This window comes from Nocardia sp. NPDC004573 (assembly GCF_053602135.1).
This window is the reverse complement of record NZ_JBSGDA010000022.1, coordinates 31201-51397: the sequence shown is the minus strand read 5'-3', so window position 1 is coordinate 51397 and position 20197 is coordinate 31201. Positions and strand designations below refer to the sequence as shown.

Below are 20197 nucleotides of genomic sequence, written 5' to 3'. Positions count from 1 at the left end.
TCCCCCTGTCAGACAGTCGAAGTGATAGCGCTCACAGTCACTGCGGCCAATGCCGCGACCGCGACCAGAGCCACCGCCACCCAGCCGACGGTCCGCGCCGCTTGCGGAGTCCGCACGCGCAGCCAGCCCGGCAGGAACAGGATGCCCAGGGTCGCGAGCGTGCCCGCGGCCAGTCCGCCCAGGTGACCCCAGAGCGAGATGCCGGGCAGCGACAGACTGATGAACACATTGATGCCGATGATGATGAGCATCTGATTCGGGTTCTGTCGCAGACGGATCAGAATGACCGTGATCGCACCGAACATGCCGTACACCGCACCGGACGCACCCGCCGTGAGGCTGTTCTGCGCGAACAGCATGACTCCGGCCGACCCGCCGAGCAGCGAGACCAGGTACACCGCCAGGTAGCGCGATCGCCCGAGCACCAGCTCGGCGTCTCGGCCCACCACGTACAGGGCGAACATATTGAGCAGCAGATGGATGGGGCCGTAGTGCAGGAATCCGGAACCGAGCACCCGCCACCATTCACCGTCCGCGACCGCCGGTGCGTACAAGACCCAGTCGATGAACAGTGCGGAGCCCAGCTGGTTGTCCATCAAGCTCTTGGCCTGGGCCGCGGTGATCGCGTAGATCACTACGTTGATCGCGATCAGCGCGTAGGTGACATAGGGAGCGGACGCTCGAGCCGCCGCGCCCGAGACTGTCCGCACCGGCGCGGCGCTGCGCTGATCCGCACGCAGACAGTCGACACAGTGCTGGCCGACGGCCGCGGGGTGCAGGCACTCCGCACAGGACGGCCGCCCGCACCGCGTGCAGGCCAGGCCGGTAGGGCGATTCGGATGGCGGACGCATGTGGGTGCGGGCGGCTGGGGATTCATAGTCTCATTCGATCGTGATCTTGGTGATGACGACGGGCTCCAGCGGCCGGTCGTTGCGGTCGGTCCTGGTGGCGGCGATCGTGTCGACGACCTTCCGGGAATCCGGGTCCACCACCTCACCGAAGATCGTGTGCTTGCGGTTGAGGTGCGGCTGCGGGCCGACGGTGATGAAGAACTGCGAGCCGTTGGTGCCCGGCCCCGCGTTGGCCATCGCCAGCAGGTAGCCCTGGTCGAAGCGCAGTTCGGGGTGGAACTCGTCACCGAATTCGTAGCCGGGGCCGCCGCGCCCGGTGCCGGTGGGATCACCACCCTGGATCATGAAGCCGGCCATCACGCGATGGAACAGGGCACCGTCGTAGAACGGGCCGGTGTTGCCTCCACTCGCGTTCGCGGTGGTGTACCGCGCCGAACCGTCGGCGAGACCTAGGAAATTGCGGACCGTCTTGGGCGCGTGGTTACCGAAGAGCGAAAGCTTGATATCGCCGTGATTCGTGTGCAGCGTTGCCACGGATGTCTGATTCGGTGAGGTCACGCCGCCCATCGTGCCACGGTCCGCGACAGGGCCGCGGAACTGGGCCGGACCGGCTTGTGAGCTGGGCCTCCTGCGCGAATCGCCGCCCTGTGCATACAGTGGTCCCATGACCTCGGGGCGCCTGCATGTCTCTTCGCGTTCACGTAACCGGCTCATCCTCGCGGCCGCCGTCGCGCTGACGGGTGGTGTGGCCTATCTGGTCCGCACCCGGCGGCCGCAGCAGCCGGAACCCGCCCCCGCGCCGCCGCGCATCGGATACTCCCGCAACGGCTCCGCACCGACCCCGGTGGCGGGAGCCGGCGCGGAGCACGAGCACTGACCCGCACCCGGCAGATCAGCGACTGACGGTCTTCTTGTACTGACGCAGGGCCAGCGGCACGAATACCACCAGGATCACCACCACCCAGGCCAGGGAGGTGATCACCGGGTGCCGCAGCGACCAGGCGTCCGATGTCGGCGCGAGCGGACTGGTGTTGCCGAACAGGTCACGCGTCGCCTGAGTGAGCGCGGAAACGGGGTTCCATTCCGCGATCACGCGCAGGGCGGTGGGCAGCTTGTCGCTGGGGACGAAGGTGTTGGCGATGAAGGTGAGCGGGAAGATCACCATGAAACTCGCGTTGTTGAACACCTCCGGCGCCCGTACCAGCAGGCCCACCACGGCCATGATCCAGGACACCGCGTAGGCGAACAGCAGCAACAGGATGTAGGCCAACACCGCGTCCAGGAACGAGCCGCGAATCCGCCAGCCGACGAGCAGACCGGTCAATGACATGACCGTCAGGCTGACCACGTTGATCACCACGTCGCTGACCGTGCGGCCGACCAGTACCGCCGACGAGGCCATCGGCAGGGAGCGGAATCGGTCGATGATGCCCTTCTGCATGTCCTCGGCCAAACCCGCCCCGGTGAAGGTCGCGCCGAACACCACGGTCTGCGCGAAGATGCCCGCGATGAGGAACTCGCGGTATCCGCCGGACAGACCGGGCACATCGATGGCCGCGCCGAAGACGTAAGCGAACAGCAGCACGAACATGATCGGCGACAACGTGGAGAAGATCAGCACGTCGGGCACCCGTTTGATCTTGATGACGTTGCGTTTCGCGATGGTCACGCTGTCGCTGACCACTATGGACAGTCGCGCGCCCAGCGAGGGCCGTGCCGGGACCGAAGCCGTCGCGGTCATCGGGTCGTTCCTTCCGTAGCTTCCGACTGGGCCTGCGACGAGCCGTCGGCGGCGATCGTCTCCGCTTCGTGGCCGGTGAGAGTGAGGAAAACGTCGTCAAGGGACGGACGGCGCAGACCGACATCGTGGATCTGCACGCTGTGGTCGGCCAGCCGCCCGACCGCCTCCACCAAGGCTTGGGATCCGTCGGCGACCGGAACGATGATCCGGCGCAGCCCCGGTTCGAGATGGATCTCGCCGTCGGCCAGGCTCTTCAGTGCGGCCTCGGCCGTCGCGAGATTGTCGGCGCGGTCGACGGTCAGCTCGATGCGATCGCCGCCCACCATGGTCTTGAGTTCGTCCGCGGTGCCCTTGGCGATCACCTTGCCACGGTCGATCACCGCGATGGAATCGGCGAGCCGATCCGCCTCCTCCATGTACTGCGTGGTGAGCAGCAACGTGGTCCCGCTCGCGACCAGTTCCTCGATGACGTCCCACAGGTCGAGGCGGGCACGGGGATCCAGCCCGGTGGTCGGCTCGTCGAGGAACAGGACGGGTGGATTGGCGACCAGCGCACCCGCCAGGTCGAGGCGACGGCGCATACCGCCGGAGTAGCCCTTGACCGGACGGTCCGCGGCTTCGGTGAGCCGGAATCGCTCGAGCAATTCGCGCGCGCGTGCCTTACTCCGTTGCACGCCCATGTGATAAAGACGTCCCACCATTTCCAGATTCTCGAAACCGGTGAGATATTCGTCGACTGCGGCATATTGCCCCGACGCCCCGATGCGGGATCGTAGTGTCTGCGGATCACGCAGCACGTCGATTCCCGCGACCGTCGCGTGCCCGGCATCCGGTACGAGCAGGGTGGTGAGCACTCGGACGGTGGTGGTCTTACCTGCGCCGTTGGGTCCGAGCAGTGCGGTGACGGTGCCTTCCGGGACTCGCAGGTCGAGTCCGTCGAGGGCCACCAGCCGGCCGTATCTCTTGACCAACCCGTCGGCGACTATTGCGTCGGGCATGATTCTCCTGAGGTTGCTGCGTTCGATGCGCTTGGGTGCGCCGCCGAGCGCCGATCGATGCGTCGGATCGGGTGACCGGCCGATACCGAGCCAGTATTGTCCGGGCCGCCGACAAATTCATCCGAATTGTTTCCGCCCCGACCGGACGGCTCGGGCCACGCGAGAAGGCCGCATTCCGATCCAGTGGTGCTCGGGGGTACCGGATCGGAATGCGACCGGTTCGATGATCTCGTGGGACGGGCAGCCGAGCGCGCGTAGCGCACTACCCGAATCGAGCGGAGCCCGTACTCGGACCGCGAGGATTCGAACGCGGGCTCTCGCGACGAGCGGATCAGCTCGGCGCGAACGATCGAGTCGATGGACACGAACACATGTTCGCATCGGGGTACGACACAGTTCGGTCGTCGCACGGAGACCGGCGATATGGGGGGGCATCCGTGATCGGCGTGCCGACACGCCCGGAAGCATTGTCGAGTCGTTGCGCGGCGACTGGTCGGCATGTTCCACGCCGCCCCACTCTTTAGCAGGTCAAAGGGGTAGAACTGCACGGAAAAGGTTGGTCGACAAGGGTTTTGGCAAACAACAAGACAACAGCCGCCCCGCAGCGCGGACCACCGGTCGGCTCACCGCGACCGCCCCCGGTCGGCCTCGAGTAAGCCGACCCGAAAAAACTTGGAACGTGGCCGTCCCCACGCGCACACAATCGCAGATCATCGAGTAGCATCGTTCTCGTCGGCCCCTCCCCCCCGGGCCGACCCTACGCGGGCCTCGGCTAACTCCCCCCCTTCGCCGAGGCCCGCTCCCCATTTCCGGGACAGTGAGCGCCTATTCCGCCCGATCTCCTTCTGCTTCCACCGCTCGCCACGCCGCGATGAGCCGCTGCTCACGCGCCCGCCCGGCGGTCGCGAGCAACGGACGGTCCCGCTCCCACCGCTGCCGGATCACCGGGTCCGCGGTCTGCCACAACAGCTCCAGCTCGGTCGACAGCGCAGCGAAGGACGCGAAGACGCCGCCGAGGGCGATGTGCACGCCCGGAGAAGTCGGCGCATCGATGTCCAGGCCACGCACGGCGGCCACCAGGGTCAGCAGCCGTTGCAGGCTCTCGCGCGGCCAGGCCGACGCCCGCGCCACCCGCACCAGCCAGCCGAGCGTGGCGGCCAGCACGTGAATGTCCTCGATCGTCCGAAACGGCTTCAGGTAGTCGAGATACCCATCACCCGGGAGCACCAGCGCGGGCACGTCGGTCAGCACGACCGAGGCGTGGGGAACCTCGGGCGCGAACGCGAGCGGGGGATGATCGGTCAGGCGCACCCCGGCTTCGCCGGCCCGGATCAAGCATGCGCGCAGGCGATTCCGTCCGTCCGCGGCCGTGCCGACGCTGGCGATCACGAGCAGTTGCCGCGCGAAAGAGCCCATGGTCGCGAAGGACTTCGCACCGTCGACCCGCCAGACCCCGTCTCGCTCGGTGAGCCCGGTGCGGATCGCCGAGGGGTGACCGCCGCCCTCCTCGGTGGCGCACATCGCGACCAGCTCGTCGTCCGGCAGATCGGGAATCAGCGTCCGCAGCGCCTCCTGATAGCCGGACAGGAAGGCGAAACCGAGCCGGTCGGCGCCGAAGCCGCCTGCGATCGCGACCTCGACCGGTTGACCGAATCGGTTCGCGGCCACCCGATGTCGCGTCCAGGCCGCGGCGACATCGTCCAGCGGCGCGGCCGCCACCGGCTCGGTCAGCAGGAAGTCGAGCAGTGTATCCACCTCAGCACGGTAACCGAGCGGCCACGCGGACGGCTCGCTACGCCCCTGCAGGAGCCTGCCGGTTCTGGCAACCAAATGGCAATCGTCGGTGCTGCGTGGACGAATTCCACCGAGAAGCCTGCTTCACTGGGGTGTCGCCTCGTATCGGAAGGAGTTCGGACCGTGCCGGAGCTGGAAGAAAGTCGCAAGAAGGCGCTTTTCGACAGCGAGGCCAGACTGTCCTGGGTGCTCGCCGCGCTCGCCGGTCTTATCGGCGCGGCAGCCTTCATGCATACGGCCGGTTATTTCGTCACCTTCATGACGGGCAATACCGAACGAGCCGTCCTCGGGTACTTCCACGACGAGCCGGACATGGGTTTGGCCGCCGCCGGGTTGCTCGCGTCGTTCCTGTCGGGGGTCGTGGTGGCTTCGTGGTGCCGCAGGCGCTACTGGTCCGGACATCCGCACGGACCCACCCTGCTCACCACCGTCTGCTTGGCCGTGGCCTCGGCCGTCGACATCCTCGAGTACCAGACTTCCGATGAGCCGATCGGCCTGCTGCCGATCATGTTCGTCGCCTTCGGCGTCGGCGCGTTGAACACGTCGTTCGTGCAGAACGGCGAGGTGTCGGTGCCGCTCAGCTACGTCACCGGGACGCTGGTCAAGATGGGGCAGGGCATCGAACGCCATCTCAGCGGTGGCGACTACGCGGACTGGCTCGGGTATTTCCTGCTCTACGCCGGTTTCGGGCTCGGCGCGCTGCTCGGCGGCCTGCTGAGCCTGCTGGTCGCGGGCTGGGCGATGCTGATCACCGCGACCGTGGTGTGCCTGCTCGTCACCGGATTCACTTATCTACACCTGGACCGGCACGGTCCCCTCAGCGAGTAAGCCGCCGACGGACGTCGGTCGGCGATCACGACTACGGTGGCCGCGTGCAGAACATCGAAGACGAAGCCACCGCGTTCGCCGCGCTCGTGATGCGACAGCTGTCCACGCTGGGCGAGACCGACGTCGAATACCAGCCCGACGATTTCGCGATACGCGCGGGCGATCTGATTCTCGATCTGCACAACATCTTTCACGAAACCCGTGAGCTCGATCCCGCGGAACGCGAGGCCCGGGTGGCACAACACTGCGACGCCCTGAGCGAGCTACGCACCCCCGCCCCGGATTGGCCGACGGTTCGGTCCATGCTGCGGCCGGTATTGCGTCCCAACAGTTTCGGCGTAGGCATCGAACCCGAGTCGCGACCGGTCGCGCGCCCCGCCTTTCCCTTCGTGGACGAGATGGTCGCCATCGACATGCCCCATACCCGATCCATCGTCACCTACGCGTCGTTGCGGGAGTGGGGCGTGAGCCCGGACGAGGTATTCGGTGTCGCGCGCGAGAATCTGGGCGAGATCATGAATTTCGCCGGTATCGAAGAAGACGGCATCCTGCATTTCGTCGACGACGGCAACGGCTACTGCTCTTCCTGGCCGCTGCTACCCGGCCGGCTCGCCGGTACCGGGACGTCATCCGTCGCGTTCATGCCCGATGTCGACACACTGATCGTCGCCTCCGGCGTCAGCGATCTCGATCCTATTTTCGAAGCGGTGGAAGAGCAGTACCGTGACGCGCCTCGCCCGATCTCGCCGCAGGGATATCTCGTGGACGACAGCGGGGCGGTGATCCCGCTCGATCGTTCGCCGGCTCATCGCCACCTGCCCGCCGTGCAGCGTGCCCGGTGCGGTCTGGCGGTCACCGAATACGACGCGCAGGCTCGGATTCTCAACGAGATCGTGGAGAGCGATATGGAATTCACGCCGTACGCCATCGAGCCCGCCTACGTCGGTTCCGTCATGTACGGCCATGGCGACAACGGTCCCTACACGATCACCGTCTGGGGCGAGGGTGTCGACTACCTCCTGCCGGAGGCCGACTACGTCGCCTTCTGCCGGGACGACCGAGGTGAGCTGGAGCGGCTGTTCGAGGTTCCGTTCGAGGCTGTCGTCGCGCTGACCGGCATCGACCCGGTCCCCGATCTCGCACCTCGTCGCTACGAGATTCGCCACTGGCCGGATACCGAGACGCTGGCGAGGCTGGAAGCTGCGGCAGTCTCTGTCTGACCGGGAACGGTCGGCGCGGATTTCGCGGCGGAAGTCAGAAGCGGCGGGCGCCGGTCACCGGCATCGAGGAGAGCGGGGAAGTGATCACTCCCGTGCCGTACGTCGAGGCATGGATGACTTTGCCGTCGCCCGCGTAGAGGGCGGAATGACTTCCGCCGTAGAACGACACCATGTCGCCGGGGCGCAGGTCGTCGAGCGGTATCGGCGTTCCGGCGGCGAGCTGGTCGTAGCTGGTGCGGGGCAGTTCGACGCCGGCCTGCTCATAGGACCACTGCACCAGTCCGGAGCAATCGAAGGTGTCGGGGCCGACCGCGCCGTAGCTGTAATCGGATCCGATCTTGGTCCGGGCCGCGTCGACCGCCATTTCGCCTGCGGACTTCTGCGGTATCACTGCCGCGGGCGGGGTGGGCGCCCGCGGCATGATCTGCGGGATGTCGCCCAGGAAGGGGAGCTCGATCTCAGGAAGCAGGCCGAGCAGCGGGATGTCGATGGCCGGAACGATCGTCGGCACCGGCAGCTCGATCACGGGGACGGGCACCGAAATCGGGAACTCGATCGCCGGGCCGAGCGTGGCCGGCGCGATTTCGATTTGCGGCACCGAGGCTCCTGCGATGTCCTCGATTTCCGTGAATTCACCGGTGACGGGCGACTCGGTGACGGGAAGTATGGCGTTGTTCCGGAAAAGCTTCTCCGGCGAGTCGGGAAGCGGAATATCGTCGGAGATCTCGAACGTTCCCACGCCCGGGATGGTCACCGGCTGGGCCGATGCCTCCCCGGTGTTGCACCACATGCCCAGGAGGGCGGCCGCTCCGGCGGCGAACGCCCACAGCAGCGCACGTCGCAGGTAGCGGGTATATCGGACGTCGGTCGATGATGCCATGATGCGGTCCTCCGATGCTCATATCGCCGGCCTTCGGTGGGCCATCCGCCGTAGTTCACGGCGCGAGGGACCTCGCCTGAGACCTCGAATTGATTCGAAAACCATCACGGTGCTTCGTCAGTCCAGCGGATCCGATCCGAGCGTTCACCTTTCGGCATAGAGTGCACGACGTAAAGCACAACACGCGTTTATTTGCGTAACAAAACAATAACTCGTTCCGCGCGGGGTCCGGCAATATATATTTCGCGCCACGAAATGCAATCCTCCGGGACACAAAGCACCCCGCAGGGAAACATTTCCGCTGCGGGGCGCAATGCCGGTCCCGTGCGTCACGCGGTGATCTGCTCTTCGATCTGTTTCGCGATCGTCCGGAGCTTCGCCGCGAATTCGCGGGCCGCGCGCGGGTCATCGTTCGAACCTTTGACGACGCGTTTGGTCAGCGCGGCGAGCCGGGACTCCATGGCGGTGAAGATGTCGGCGGCGCGATCGTTCGGGTCGTCCGGCAGTTCGCCGCGCAGCCACGCTTGCAGACGCTCGACCACTACTTCTTCGTCGTAGCGTTCGGGCAGCAACGCCACCGCTTGCCGGAGTTTCCCCGCGGTCACCTTCACCCCCGCGCCCGCCGCCACGGTGGTGTACACGGTTATCGCGGCGTCTTCGCCGTATTCGGCCACCACCGGCAACAGTTCACGCACCTGGCCCTCGTTGATCGCGGGCGCCATCGGGTGCAACCGCGCGGCGAGCGGCCAAGCCCGGATGAGCTTGTGCGCGTAGGACCGTTGCATATCCCACCGCTGCTCCACATACTCGTCGAACGTCTCGTGGCTGTCGCGGTAGAGCCGGCCGTCCCGGACGATCTGCAGGGCGCGCCCGGCCGCCCAGAACGCGATGCGCAACGTGTCGATCGACGACTCGCACGCCGTCAACTGCGCCCGTTCCCGATCGCTCAGCGGACCGTCGCCGGCATCCGGCACCGGCATGGTCAAGACATTCGGGCTGACGGCCGCCTTCGGCCGCCGCCACTCGGCATCGCGCAGCGGTGACACCGGCGGTGTGTGTTCGGCGCCGTCGGATAGCGGATTGCCGCCACCGATCGAACCCTTCCTGCGTTGCGGAGGCATCAGGCCGGCACCTCCATCAGCGCCCGGTACGAGTTCACCAGCTCGTCGCCCACCCGGCGGTACTCGCCCAAATCCTCGATCGGGTTCTCGGCGCCCTCCCCGACCTCCCCGTCGGCCGCCTCCCGATACCATTTCCAGGCGCTCAGATAGGAATCGAATACGTCGTACCCCGCGCTTTCCAAATGGCCGCGCTGAGCGCGGTATTCGGTCGAGACGTTGACGCCTTTCTTCATGATCACCGGCACTTTGGTCATCAGCACCCGCACCCGGATTTCCCGGTCGGTATCGGCCGCCGCTTCCTCGGCGGCTTTGAAGGTACTCGGCACACGTTTGACTTCCGACGGGCTCACACTGGTCAACAGCAGGAGCTCGTCGCTCTCGGGAACGGCGGCCTTGAAGATGTCGGCCGACTCGCCCCCGGCGTCCACGATGATGACGTCGAAATCGGCGGAATTGTCGGTGATGCAGTCGCCGACATGCCGCGACGGGAACGCGACCAGTTCGAACGGCACATCGATGCCCCCCTTGACCAGCCGCCGGTACCAGGAGTATCCGGTCTGGCTGAGCGGGTCGGCGTCGATCACCAGCACCCGCAGTTCGTGAACCGAAGCGAAGTAACTCGCCAAGAAGAACGCTGATGTCGTTTTGCCGACACCGCCCTTGAGATTCCCCAGCGTGATGACCAGAGGTTCGGGCAATTCGAGTGGCGCAACAGAATTCGTCATAGACGGTCCTCCGAGGATGAGGAGTGCATTACTGTGCGTGGCCAGTCTGGCACAGTACGCGCGAATACCGCCTGATTGCGGCGCCTTGCTCCGGCTGTGCCGCCACCGCCGCTGTGTCCAATTGGACACAGCACGACGGGCGTACAGGATGCTTATTCTGTGGAGCCTAGGGGAATCGAACCCCTAACCCCTGCCTTGCAAAGGCAGTGCTCTGCCAATTGAGCTAAGGCCCCCGGAGATCAGCGGCTGGTGACCTCGTGCCACATGTCCGCCTCGCTGCGCCGGCGCAACTTGGAGATGCCGAACAGAACCAGGACCACGACACCGGCGGTGCAGAGAAGTTTCATGGCTTCCACCCTACTGCGCCACCGGGACGCCGCCCAGAACCAGCCGAGTCCGGTGCACCGGCACCACCGGCCTCCTGACCGGCCAGGAAATAGGGCATCGCCGCACAGAGCACGGGCAGGTCCCGGGCGGTGCGCTGCACAACGCCGTCGGGCCGGACCAGGGCGGCGCGGGCGCCGCGCCGGGTCAGCCAGCGCCGCAGTTCGCTCCCGGGAGCTGCCATCACCAGCTCTGCCCCATGCTCCCTGATCCGGGCGTGCTCCGCCGACGCGGGCTCGATCGTGGTGACGATGGCGTACCGGCCCGCGACGACGTCGTCGTAACGACGGCCGTCGGCCAGGAGGGCATTGGGAACCAGACGACCCGCCCGTCCACCACCGAGGCGCGACCGCATGACCAGCTCGGATCGACGCAGGGGCGGTGTCTCGCCACTGGTGACCAGCGCGTGCAAACCGGGCAGGCGACCAAGGTGGGGAGCGAGCCCGCCGCGCAAGAGATTGCCGAGCTCACCGCCCTCGGTCATCACCATCCCGGTAAGCTTCGCCAGCCGAATCATGCTCCGCGCGTGCGGCTTTCGTTCGGTCTCGTAGGAGTCCAGGACCCGCTCGGGCAGGTCTCCGGCGAGCACGCCTGCCAGTTTCCAGGTGAGGTTGGCCGCATCGCGCAGGCCGGCGCCCATGCCCTGACCGATGAACGGCGGCGTGAGATGCGCCGCGTCGCCGAGCAGGAAGACCCGGCCCGCCCGCCAGCGGTCGGCGAGTTGGGCGCGGAAAGTGTATTCGGCCACCCGGCGCAGTTGGATGTCCTCGACCGGGATGTCACCGGTCCAGGGGCTGATCAGTGCGTACACCCGGCCGATGTCGTCGTAGTCGGCCGCTGCCGCACCGGAAGCCAGCCGGAATTCCCAGCGGTACCGTGACTTTCCGATGCGCATGTAGGTCGCGGCGCGGACGGGGTCGCAAACCTGATGCACGCCCTCCCACTCCCCTGGTTCCGCCGTCGTATCCACGTCGACGACCAGCCACCGCTGCTCGAAGTTCAACTCACGCATTCTGGCGCCGATGGCGGTGCGAACCGAACTGTTCGCGCCGTCGCAACCCAGCACGTACGCCGCACGAACCGACTCGGGGGCGCCGGAGGTCCGATCGGTGAAGTCGACCCTGACGCCGCCGGTTTCCTGGACCACCGCGGTGACTTCGGCGTCCCCGCGCAGCGTCACTCGCGCCTGGCGCCGCACCGCGGCACGCAAAATCCCTTCCAACTCCGGCTGGTCGAACATGTTCGCGTCCGGGTATCCGTTGCGGCCGCCCGCCGGATCGCGCCGGAATTCGGCGAGTATCCGCAGATCCCGGTCGAGCAGGCGCAGCCCGAGCGCGGGACGGGAGATGGCGTCGAATTCGTCGCCGATGCCCAGCCTCGCCACGATCCGGCGGATCTCACCGTCCATGTGCACCGCGCGCGGTTGCGGGTAGACGCCTTCCCACCGCTCCAGAACCAGCGACTCGACGCCGTAGCGGGCCAGTAGCAACGCCGCGGTGAGACCGGTCGGGCCGGCGCCGACGATCACGATCGGGGCATTCATCGGCACGCCTCGACCTTCCACTCGATCGCGTGCCGGCCCAGGGTCGCCGCGACCGCGCTCTCGTCGCCGGTGTGGTCGAGTACGACGGTGGCCACGATCGCACCGTCCTGGGCAGCGGCGGCGATGTCGCGCACTCCCACGGTCCGGGCGAGCGCGTCGAGCGATTCGCGACGTGTGGCGGCGGCGCGTGGGTCCGGCCGTGACGAGCACGCGTGCTCCGGTGCGCCGCAGCAGTTCGGCGATGTGCCGCTCGGACAACTCACCGTTGATCGGGGCGGCGACCCGGCGAGCTGGGCGGCCAAGGTCGCCGGGATGAGCTCGGCGCAGTTGGGGGCGAGCAACGCCACCGCGTCGTCCCGGCGCACACCGATGTCATACCGCAGGTTCGCGTATCGGTGCACGTCCGCGAGAAGCTGAGCGCTGTTGCGCCGCAGCGGTTCCCGCCAACGCCCCGCTTCCGGCAGCACCGTCACCGCGGTGCGTTCCGGCCACGATCGCGCCGCCCGCGCCAGCAGGGCGTAGGTCGATTCCGGCAGGGCGCGCTCGGCCAAGGGCACGGATTCGATATCGGGCAGGTCGGCTGGTTCGGCGTAGCGGGGCCACAGCGGGTGCTCGGTCACCGGTACCTCACCGTGGTGCGCTGACGGCCCAGATCGATGGCGCCGTCGTCGGTGGACACCGTTGCCTCGACGACGTCACCGTCGCGCAGGTACTTCGGGTTCTTCGCCTGGCCTTTGAAGAACAGTTTCCATTTCACCGCGGGCGGCAGCAGCGAGCCGATGATCTCGACCGGTTTGGGCGGGGCACTGATCGCGGTGCCGACGGGGGTTCCGGTGAGCAGCAGGTCACCGGCGTCCATACGCTGGAAACCGGTCAACACGCGCAGGGTCTCCGCCGGCTGGTAGATCATGTCCGCGACGGTCATGTCCTGACGCAGTTCGCCGTTGACCCACAACCGCAGCCGCAGATCGGTGAACCGTTTCAGCTCGTCGTCCTCCAGCAGCACCAGCGCGGGCCCGACCGGGGTGAAGGTCGGATACGACTTCGCTTCGTAGAACTGGGTTTTCGGCAATTGGACATCGCGGGCGGAGATATCGTTGGTGACGACCAGACCGGCGATATAGTCGGCGACGTTGTCGCTCGTGATCTCGGAGCCGACCGGCATTTCGCGACCGAACACCAGCCCGATCTCCACCTCGTAATCCAGCAACCGCACGTGCGGGGGCCGGATGACGTCAGCGTGCGGGCCGCTGATCGACCCCGATGCCTTGCGGAAGAACGTCAGCGGCACGGTGGCCGGGTCACCGCCGGAGTCCCGCACGTGCGAGGCGAAGTTCGTCATCTGTGCCACCACCCGGCACGGCGCGGTCACCGGAGACACCAGCGCCAGGCTTTCCAACGGCACCACCTCGGTACTCGCGCTCGCCGCGCGAATCGCCTGCCGGTCGGCCAACAGTTGCCCGGTGGTGGTCGCGGCGGTATCGATCCGGGCGGCGCCCGCACGTGTGCTTACCCACCAGGCGTCGAAGGTACGGAGAACAGAAATGCTCATGAGCGGGCTACTTTCCACAGGCCGCGCAGGCGGCGGAGGTCGAATTCGTTGTCCTCGCGCAGCGCGTCGACCACCGCCGCCAGCTCGCGAAGGGATTCCCGGCCCGGTTTGAGGCCGAGGAAATCTCCGCTGGCCGGCGGCCCCCACTGCGCCAGCCCGGAGGCGGTGAACGGCGCCCAACCGGGTTCGAGCGTGCAGTCGAACATGTCGCCGTCGCTGAAATGCTCGACGAGAAATCCGTCCGGGTCGCGCCAGTAGTCGAAGATCTGGCTGCCCTGGATGTGCCTGCCGATCCCCCACGACCGGTAGTAACCGTGATCGCGCAGATACTCGCCACCGGCGGCCAGCGCGTCGAGGTCGGCGACCTGATAGGCCGAGTGCACGTATCGGTTCGCCGGACCGAGCACCAACGCCAGCGTGTGGTGATCGGCGGGTGTCCGGCCGCGATCACAGCGGATGAAGCTCATCACCGGACCGCGTTCGCGTTGTCCCGGGTAGTAGAGGAAGTCGCTGACGATCAGCCCCAGGTGCCGCAGATACCAATCCAGCGTTTCGCGGTACTTGGTGGTCTGCACCACCACATGCCCCAGCCGCTGAACCAGCGCAGGCGAGCGAGGCGGCCGCTGCGTCCGGTTCACCCGCGCGACTTCGTGCCCGACGTTGAGCGTAAGCGGCGACTGCGCCGGCAGAGCCGGGAGCTGGTCGGTGTCGGCGACCACCCGCACCCGTAATCCACTCGGGTCGGTCAGATCGACGGTGGATCCGCCCAAAGTGTCAGGCAGGGCAGCCACCGCGCCGCCCGCGGCGTCGGCCAGCCGGAGCAAGTCCGCAGTATCCGCCGCACGAAAGGCCGGACCGGCGAACCGCGAACGCACGCCTCGGCGGATCAACACGCACGGCGACTGGGGGTCGGTGCCCCGCAAGTACAGCTCATCGGCCGTGCGCAACGAGGTGACGAACCCGAACGCGTGCGCGAAGACCTCGGCGCGCTCGAGGTCCGGCTTCTCGAACTCCAGCCACGCCAGATCGTGCACCTTCACGATCGGATCGCGAGCCCGCCCCGGATGCTCGCCCGCCTGCGCACCGTACTCGCTGTGCAATCCGGTATGCGGGTCGTGCTGGTCGGACATCGACCACTCCCTCCATTTTCTGACGATATCGTCACATACGACACGATATTCAGTCAAGACACCCTTGATGAATTCGTCATAACTGAGCGCTGGCAGCTACGATGGTCGATGCACCGACAGGGAGAGGAGCGCGCATGACCGATCGAACCGGGACGGCGGAACCCAACCGCTTGGAGCGCCGCAAGGCCCGTACCCGCGCCGCCCTGATAACCGCGGCCCAGGCGTTCATCGCGACCGGCAGATCGAACGCACCGATCCTGGAGATCACCCAGGCCGCCGACGTGGGCATGGGGTCGTTCTACAACCACTTTCAGAGCCGGGAGGACCTGCTCCGGGCGGCAGTGGAAGAAGCGCTCGAGATGCACGGCGCCGTGCTCGACACCTTGACCGAAGGCATCGAGGACCCCGCCGAAGTCTTCGCGCAGAGTTTTCGATTGACCGGCCGTCTGCACCGGAGAACCCCCACATTGAGCAAGGTGCTGCTGAACAACGGGCTGATCTTGACCGGATCCGAGAAGGGACTTGCCCCGCGCGCTCGTCGCGATATCGAGGCCGCCGCTCGCGCGGGCCGGTTCCGGACGAGCGATGCGGAACTCTCCATGACCATCGTGGCCGGCGCCGCCCTGTGCCTGGGCCAACTGCTGCACGATCATCCCGACCGCGACGACGCGGCCGCCACCGATCAGATCACCGAGGACCTGCTCCGGATGTTCGGACTCTCCGCCGACGAGGCGCGCGACATCTGCTCGCGTCCCCTGCCGTCCCTCGACGACGTGCTCGAGCGCGGCGACGCCGCCTGACCGCGCCGGTCTGAGGGCGTCACCCGCTCGCGCTGCCGACGACGGCGCTCGGATTTCTCGACGACAACCTGCCGTTTTGACCACGTCAACGGCGAGAAGGTACCGTTTTCCAGGCGTCTGTACGCGCAAGCCGTGCCACACGGTGACGGGGCCTTAGCTCAATTGGCAGAGCACTGCCTTTGCAAGGCAGGGGTTAGGGGTTCGATTCCCCTAGGCTCCACTCCTCGGAGGCTCATGCTCATAGCGAGCATGAGCCTTTGTCGTTTCGCGGGTTCTGTGGCACGCGACCCCGCCGGGCGGGCTTCGCCCCGGACCTCGTGCTCCGAGTTGGGTGAGCGTTGTCCGGGTAGGTGCCGCGGCAGGTCCACGAGGTCAGTGTTCGCGCAGCGAACGTCCCGCATCGACCGAGAGTTCTGCTTTCCGCCGAGAACAACCGCGACCGCTGGATCAGCAATGCCAGGGATTCGAATGGGTCGGCGACCGAATGAGAGGAAGGGAGTGGGCCTAGGAGGACTTGAACCTCCGACCTCTTCGTTATCAGCGAAGCGCTCTAACCGCCTGAGCTATAGGCCCGTAGTCGTGTTGTTCGCGGTAACAACAACGTGTAGAGACTACACAACACTGATCTACTGAACCAAAACGGCTGGTAGAGACCCTACGGAGCCTCATTCACGACAAGAGCGGCATCCGCACCGACAGCGTGACCCGCCCTCCAGGCCGGGTAGCACCAACGAGAACGGCCGGTACCCCCACCCTGCGGTGGCGAGTACCGGCCGTTCGGAACGCTGGATGACTAGTCGGGGTCGGCCAGGGTGACCTGGATGCCGCCGACGAGGTCGCAGCACTGGTTGTAGATGAACGTGCCGACCGTGCCGAGTGCGGTGAACAGCACGACGTTGATCAGGCCGATCACGCCGGCGTAGCCGAACACGGTGCCCGCGTCGATCAAACCCACCGAGCCGCTGTCCTGCGACACCATGTCGGTGAACGTGTTGTTCAACCGCTCCCACACACCCATGCCCTCGAGCACGATGTACAGCAGACCGACCGCGAGCATCCACACGAAGAACATCGCCACGCTGATCACCAGCGAGATCTTCAGCGTCGACCAGGGATCGATGCGACGGATCTGCACGGTGGCCCGCAGCGGCTCTCCGGAGGCCACCGCTGCCACCGCGACCGGGACCGCGGGCGACACCGGCCCGGACTGCGGGGCGGCGGCTTCGGTGGGCGGCAGCGGATGGCGGATCTCGGACAGGTCGGGCATGTCCTTGATCAGCTCCGGCCGTGCGATGCTGCGGGTGGGCCCGTCGATGCCGACCGACTTCACCATGGCCGCTTCCTTCCGGGCCGCCTTGGCCGCCAGGTCGGCGGTGGTGCGGGCATTGGACGTGCCGCCGCCGAGACCGCCGCCACCGCCCGAGGTCGGGCGTCCGGTGACCGGCGCCTGCCCGGGGCGGTACAGGTTCGACTGCGGCTCCCGCTGCGGCAGCTGTGCCCACCCGTCTTGGTACGGCGACTGCGGACCGCCGTTAGCGGCGGCCCCGACCGGTTGCTTGTCCTCGTTTTCGGGCGCGGACTGCGGGGCCTGGCTGTTGATCCGCGTCGTCTTCTGATCGAAGCGGTCGTGGCCGTCGCCGCCGGGCGCCTGGTCCGGCGCGCCCTGCTGCGGAGCGAAATCGCCCTGCTGATCGCGGATCTCGTGCGGCTGAGCATTCGGCTGGTTGCCGCCCGGCTGGTTCGCCGGCGGCCCACCCGGATGTCCGCCGGACTGCGGCCCGTTCGGCTGGCCCTGGTGACCACCCGGCTGCGCGCCACCGGGCTGACCGCCACCAGGGTGACCGCCACCAGGGTGACCGCCACCAGGGTGACCGCCACCAGGGTGACCGCCGCCAGGGTGACCGCCCGGCTGACCGCCGCTCTGCTGGCCGCCGCCGGGCTGACCGTTCTCGGCCGAGGAGACCGGCCGTGGGATCGGCCGCGGCGGGATCGGTGACGGTGCGATCCGCTCGGTCACGCCGTTCGTCTGGTGCCGCTCGTCATTCGGCTGATTCGGAGTGGTCAATGGGAATCCTTGGGTCCGTTCGTTGCCGCCGCTATTGGATTACTGCTAGGAGCCGGTGTCGCCGCCACCGGAGACCTGATCGGGATCGGGCTCGTCGGCGTTGCGCGCGATCGCAAGCAAGGTATCGCCCTCCGCCAGGTTCATCAATCGCACACCCTTGGTCTGTCGTCCGGCCTTGCGAACCTGCTTCGCCGCCGTCCGGATGACGCCGCCACCGGAGGTGATCGCGTACAACTCGTCGTCGTCATCGACGATGAGCGCCCCGACCAGGGTGCCACGTTTCGCGTCGAACTGGATGGTCAATACGCCTTTACCCCCGCGGCCCTGCGGGGTGTACTCCTCGATCGCGGTGCGCTTCGCGTAGCCGCCGGACGTGGCGACCAGCAGATATGTGCCGGCGCGAACCACATTGAGGGACAGGAGTTCATCGCTGTCGTTGAACCGCATGCCCTGTACGCCGGAGGTGGCGCGTCCCATCGGGCGCAGCGCCTCGTCGGTGGCCGAGAAGCGAATCGACTGGCCGAGCGCGGAAACCAACAGCAGGTCGTCGTCGGACGAGCAGAGCACGGCGCCGACCAATTCGTCCTCGTCGCGCAGATTCACCGCGACGATGCCGCCGCTGCGGTTGGAGTCGAAATCGGTCAGCTTCGACTTCTTCACCAGGCCGTTCTTGGTGGCGAGCACCAGATACGGCGCGTCGTCGTAGGACTTGATCTGGATGATCTGGGCGATCTTCTCGTCCGGCTGGAAGGCCAGCAGGTTCGCCACGTGCTGGCCGCGCGCGGTGCGGTTGGCCTCGGGCAGCTCGTAGGCCTTCGCCCGGTAGACCCGTCCCTTGTTCGTGAAGAACAGCAGCCAGTCGTGCGTCGAGCTGATGAAGAAGTGCTTGACGATGTCGTCCTGCTTGAGACCCGCGCCCTGCACGCCCTTGCCGCCGCGCTTCTGGCTGCGGTAGAGGTCGGTCTTGGTGCGCTTGGCGTAGCCGGTCTCGGTGATCGTGACGACCACGTCCTCGCGGGCGATCAGATCCTCGTCGGCCACGTCGCCGTCCGCGGAGACGATCTGGGTGCGCCGGTCGTCGCCGTACTTGTCCACGATCTCGGCCAGCTCGTCACGCACGATCGTGCGCTGACGCTCCGGCTTGTCGAGAATGTCCTTGTAGTCGGCGATTTCGGCTTCGATCTTGGTCAGATCGTCGATGATCCGCTGCCGCTCCAGCGCCGAGAGCCTGCGCAGCTGCATGTCCAGGATCGCGGTCGCCTGGATCTCGTCGATGTCGAGCAGCTGCATCAGACCGGTGCGCGCGGTGTCGGTGTTGGCCGAGCGGCGGATCAGCGCGATGACCTCGTCGAGCGCGTCGAGCGCCTTGACCAGGCCGCGCAGGATGTGGGCCCGCTCCTCGGCCTTGCGCAGCAGGTACCGGGTACGCCGGATGATGACGTCCAACTGGTGGTTGACGTAGAACCGGATCATCTGGTCCAGCCGCAACGTGCGCGGCACGCCGTCGACGATGGACAGCATGTTGGCGCCGAAGCTGGTCTGCAGCTGGGTGTGCTTGTACAGATTGTTCAGCACGACCTTGGCCACGGCGTCCCGCTTGACCGTCACCACGATGCGCAGGCCCACGCGGTCGGAGGACTCGTCGTGGATGTCGGCGATGCCCGCGATCTTGCCGTCCTTGACCTGCTCGGCGATCGCGTTGATGAAGTTGTCGGTGTTGACCTGGTAGGGCAGCTCGGTGATGACAATCGTGGTGCGGCCGCGATTGTCCTCTTCGATCTCGACGACGCCGCGCATCTTGATGGAGCCGCGTCCGGTGGTGTACGCGTCGTGGATGCCCTGGGTGCCGACGATCAGACCCGCGGTCGGGAAGTCGGGGCCCTTGATCCGCTCCATGCACGCGGCGAGGGTGGTCTCCTCGTCGGCGTCGTGGTTGTCCAGCGCCCAGTAGATCGCGTTGGCCAGCTCGGTCAGGTTGTGCGGCGGGATGTTGGTCGCCATCCCGACCGCGATGCCGTTGCTGCCGTTCATCAGCATGTTCGGCACGCGGCTCGGCAGGACCACCGGTTCCTGCGTCTTGCCGTCGTAGTTGGGGATGAAATCGACCGTCTCGTGGTCGATCTCGCGCAGCATCTCCATCGCCAGCGGCGTGAGGCGGCACTCGGTGTAGCGCATGGCCGCGGCGCCGTCGTTACCGCGGCTGCCGAAGTTGCCCTGGCCGTCGACCAGCGGGTAGCGCATCGCCCACGGCTGGGCCATGCGCACCAACGTGTCGTAGATCGCCGAGTCGCCGTGCGGGTGGTAGTTGCCCATCGTGTCCGAGACCGGGCGTGCGGACTTCACATAGCCGCGATCGGGCCGGTACCCGTTGTCGTACATGGCGTAGAGGATGCGGCGATGCACCGGCTTGAGGCCGTCGCGCACTTCGGGCAGTGCGCGGCCGACGATCACGCTCATGGCGTAATCGATGTAGCTGTTCTGCATCTCCAGCTGGATGTCGACCGGTTCGACGCGGTCGCCCGCCCCGTCCGGCGGCAGGGTGATGTCGGTCATGAAGAAGTCTC

At 66.8% G+C, this 20197-nt stretch carries 17 protein-coding genes, 3 tRNA genes and 1 pseudogene; 5 read left to right on the top strand and 16 right to left on the bottom strand.

All coding sequences use genetic code 11. The features are described 5' to 3' along the window. Positions 1-8: 8 nt before the first annotated feature. Both ACWEKR_RS27560 and ACWEKR_RS27555 read right to left on the bottom strand, forming a co-directional pair. Positions 9-878 (bottom strand): rhomboid family intramembrane serine protease, encoded by an 870-nt coding sequence (locus ACWEKR_RS27560; RefSeq protein ID WP_452356915.1) that lies wholly within the window; start codon positions 876-878, stop codon positions 9-11. A gap of 4 nt (positions 879-882) precedes the next feature. Continuing rightward, positions 883-1410, bottom strand: coding sequence for a peptidylprolyl isomerase (locus ACWEKR_RS27555; RefSeq protein WP_452356914.1), 528 nt, complete (start codon positions 1408-1410; stop codon positions 883-885). Between the two features lie 106 nt (positions 1411-1516). Between ACWEKR_RS27555 and ACWEKR_RS27550 the strand changes: the two genes are divergently transcribed. Then, entirely contained in the window at positions 1517-1729 is a 213-nt protein-coding gene (locus tag ACWEKR_RS27550) for a hypothetical protein (RefSeq protein ID WP_159840940.1), read from the top strand. Between the two features lie 15 nt (positions 1730-1744). On the opposite strand, the gene ACWEKR_RS27545 is transcribed toward ACWEKR_RS27550, so the two are convergent. From ACWEKR_RS27545 to ACWEKR_RS27535, 3 genes are all read right to left on the bottom strand, one after another. After that, entirely contained in the window at positions 1745-2593 is an 849-nt protein-coding gene (locus tag ACWEKR_RS27545) for an ABC transporter permease (protein WP_159840942.1), read from the bottom strand. After that, positions 2590-3591 (bottom strand): ATP-binding cassette domain-containing protein, encoded by a 1002-nt coding sequence (locus tag ACWEKR_RS27540; protein WP_452356913.1) that lies wholly within the window; start codon positions 3589-3591, stop codon positions 2590-2592. Before ACWEKR_RS27540 ends, ACWEKR_RS27545 begins: the two co-directional genes overlap by 4 nt. A gap of 825 nt (positions 3592-4416) precedes the next feature. Further along, the gene (locus tag ACWEKR_RS27535) at positions 4417-5346 is read right to left on the bottom strand and encodes an acyl-CoA dehydrogenase family protein (RefSeq protein WP_452356912.1); all 930 of its coding nucleotides are present in this window, start codon (positions 5344-5346) and stop codon (positions 4417-4419) included. A 162-nt stretch (positions 5347-5508) separates the two neighbouring features. Here ACWEKR_RS27535 and ACWEKR_RS27530 point away from each other — a divergent pair, with 162 nt between their 5' ends. Together ACWEKR_RS27530 and ACWEKR_RS27525 are read left to right on the top strand one after the other, a co-directional pair. Beyond that, positions 5509-6213 (top strand): YoaK family protein, encoded by a 705-nt coding sequence (locus tag ACWEKR_RS27530; protein ID WP_452356911.1) that lies wholly within the window; start codon positions 5509-5511, stop codon positions 6211-6213. Next, positions 6150-7433 (top strand): hypothetical protein, encoded by a 1284-nt coding sequence (locus tag ACWEKR_RS27525; RefSeq protein WP_452356910.1) that lies wholly within the window; start codon positions 6150-6152, stop codon positions 7431-7433. The genes ACWEKR_RS27530 and ACWEKR_RS27525 overlap by 64 nt, the downstream gene beginning before the upstream one ends. Positions 7434-7467: 34 nt before the next feature. Here the strand turns inward: ACWEKR_RS27525 and ACWEKR_RS27520 are convergent, their stop codons facing one another. The 8 genes and pseudogenes from ACWEKR_RS27520 to ACWEKR_RS27485 form a co-directional block, all read right to left on the bottom strand. After that, complete coding sequence (locus ACWEKR_RS27520; RefSeq protein ID WP_452356945.1) at positions 7468-7989, bottom strand: C40 family peptidase; 522 nt, start codon at positions 7987-7989, stop codon at positions 7468-7470. 653 nt (positions 7990-8642) lie between these two features. Beyond that, positions 8643-9434, bottom strand: a complete 792-nt coding sequence (locus ACWEKR_RS27515) for a hypothetical protein (RefSeq protein ID WP_452356909.1) — start codon at positions 9432-9434, stop codon at positions 8643-8645. Then, on the bottom strand, positions 9434-10159 hold the full coding sequence (locus ACWEKR_RS27510) for a ParA family protein (RefSeq protein ID WP_195085130.1): 726 nt from the start codon (positions 10157-10159) through the stop codon (positions 9434-9436). The genes ACWEKR_RS27515 and ACWEKR_RS27510 overlap by 1 nt, the downstream gene beginning before the upstream one ends. A 160-nt stretch (positions 10160-10319) precedes the next feature. Then, positions 10320-10392, bottom strand: a tRNA-Ala gene (locus tag ACWEKR_RS27505). 110 nt (positions 10393-10502) lie between these two features. Next, the gene (gene mhpA, locus ACWEKR_RS27500; protein WP_452356944.1) at positions 10503-12086 is read right to left on the bottom strand and encodes a bifunctional 3-(3-hydroxy-phenyl)propionate/3-hydroxycinnamic acid hydroxylase MhpA; all 1584 of its coding nucleotides are present in this window, start codon (positions 12084-12086) and stop codon (positions 10503-10505) included. A 189-nt stretch (positions 12087-12275) separates the two neighbouring features. Then, a pseudogene (locus tag ACWEKR_RS27495) lies at positions 12276-12706 on the bottom strand (AMP-binding protein); the annotation flags it as partial. Further along, positions 12703-13638 carry a fumarylacetoacetate hydrolase family protein gene (locus ACWEKR_RS27490; RefSeq protein ID WP_452356908.1) on the bottom strand — a complete coding sequence of 312 codons (936 nt, stop codon included), beginning with the start codon at positions 13636-13638 and terminating at the stop codon, positions 12703-12705. The gene ACWEKR_RS27490 and the pseudogene ACWEKR_RS27495, both read right to left, overlap by 4 nt. Further along, complete coding sequence (locus ACWEKR_RS27485) at positions 13635-14768, bottom strand: VOC family protein (protein WP_452356907.1); 1134 nt, start codon at positions 14766-14768, stop codon at positions 13635-13637. The genes ACWEKR_RS27490 and ACWEKR_RS27485 overlap by 4 nt, the downstream gene beginning before the upstream one ends. A gap of 134 nt (positions 14769-14902) precedes the next feature. Here ACWEKR_RS27485 and ACWEKR_RS27480 point away from each other — a divergent pair, with 134 nt between their 5' ends. Both ACWEKR_RS27480 and ACWEKR_RS27475 read left to right on the top strand, forming a co-directional pair. Then, the gene (locus ACWEKR_RS27480; protein ID WP_452356906.1) at positions 14903-15568 is read left to right on the top strand and encodes a TetR/AcrR family transcriptional regulator; all 666 of its coding nucleotides are present in this window, start codon (positions 14903-14905) and stop codon (positions 15566-15568) included. Positions 15569-15715: 147 nt separating this feature from the next. Continuing rightward, positions 15716-15788 (top strand) — tRNA-Ala (locus ACWEKR_RS27475). Positions 15789-16067: 279 nt separating this feature from the next. Here ACWEKR_RS27475 and ACWEKR_RS27470 read toward each other — a convergent pair. From ACWEKR_RS27470 to gyrA, 3 genes are all read right to left on the bottom strand, one after another. Then, positions 16068-16141 (bottom strand) — tRNA-Ile (locus tag ACWEKR_RS27470). Between the two features lie 220 nt (positions 16142-16361). Then, a complete protein-coding gene (locus ACWEKR_RS27465) occupies positions 16362-17633 on the bottom strand; it encodes a DUF3566 domain-containing protein (RefSeq protein ID WP_452356905.1) in 1272 nt (423 codons plus the stop codon). Positions 17634-17678: 45 nt separating this feature from the next. Next, positions 17679-20186: a DNA gyrase subunit A gene (gene gyrA / locus ACWEKR_RS27460; RefSeq protein ID WP_195091356.1), complete on the bottom strand. Its 2508-nt coding sequence runs from the start codon at positions 20184-20186 to the stop codon at positions 17679-17681. Positions 20187-20197 lie beyond the last annotated feature (11 nt).

Bases quoted from the DNA above. Each gene is read 5' to 3' on its own strand.
- ACWEKR_RS27560 (WP_452356915.1), bottom strand. From the start codon at position 878: ATGAATCCCCAGCCGCCCGCACCCACATGCGTCCGCCATCCGAATCGC.
- ACWEKR_RS27550 (WP_159840940.1), top strand. From the start codon at position 1,517: ATGACCTCGGGGCGCCTGCATGTCTCTTCGCGTTCACGTAACCGGCTC.
- ACWEKR_RS27545 (WP_159840942.1), bottom strand. From the start codon at position 2,593: ATGACCGCGACGGCTTCGGTCCCGGCACGGCCCTCGCTGGGCGCGCGA.
- ACWEKR_RS27540 (WP_452356913.1), bottom strand. From the start codon at position 3,591: ATGCCCGACGCAATAGTCGCCGACGGGTTGGTCAAGAGATACGGCCGG.
- ACWEKR_RS27515 (WP_452356909.1), bottom strand. From the start codon at position 9,434: ATGCCTCCGCAACGCAGGAAGGGTTCGATCGGTGGCGGCAATCCGCTA.
- ACWEKR_RS27510 (WP_195085130.1), bottom strand. From the start codon at position 10,159: ATGACGAATTCTGTTGCGCCACTCGAATTGCCCGAACCTCTGGTCATC.
- mhpA (WP_452356944.1), bottom strand. From the start codon at position 12,086: ATGAATGCCCCGATCGTGATCGTCGGCGCCGGCCCGACCGGTCTCACC.
- ACWEKR_RS27490 (WP_452356908.1), bottom strand. From the start codon at position 13,638: ATGAGCATTTCTGTTCTCCGTACCTTCGACGCCTGGTGGGTAAGCACA.
- ACWEKR_RS27485 (WP_452356907.1), bottom strand. From the start codon at position 14,768: ATGTCCGACCAGCACGACCCGCATACCGGATTGCACAGCGAGTACGGT.
- ACWEKR_RS27480 (WP_452356906.1), top strand. From the start codon at position 14,903: ATGACCGATCGAACCGGGACGGCGGAACCCAACCGCTTGGAGCGCCGC.
- gyrA (WP_195091356.1), bottom strand. From the start codon at position 20,186: ATGACCGACATCACCCTGCCGCCGGACGGGGCGGGCGACCGCGTCGAA.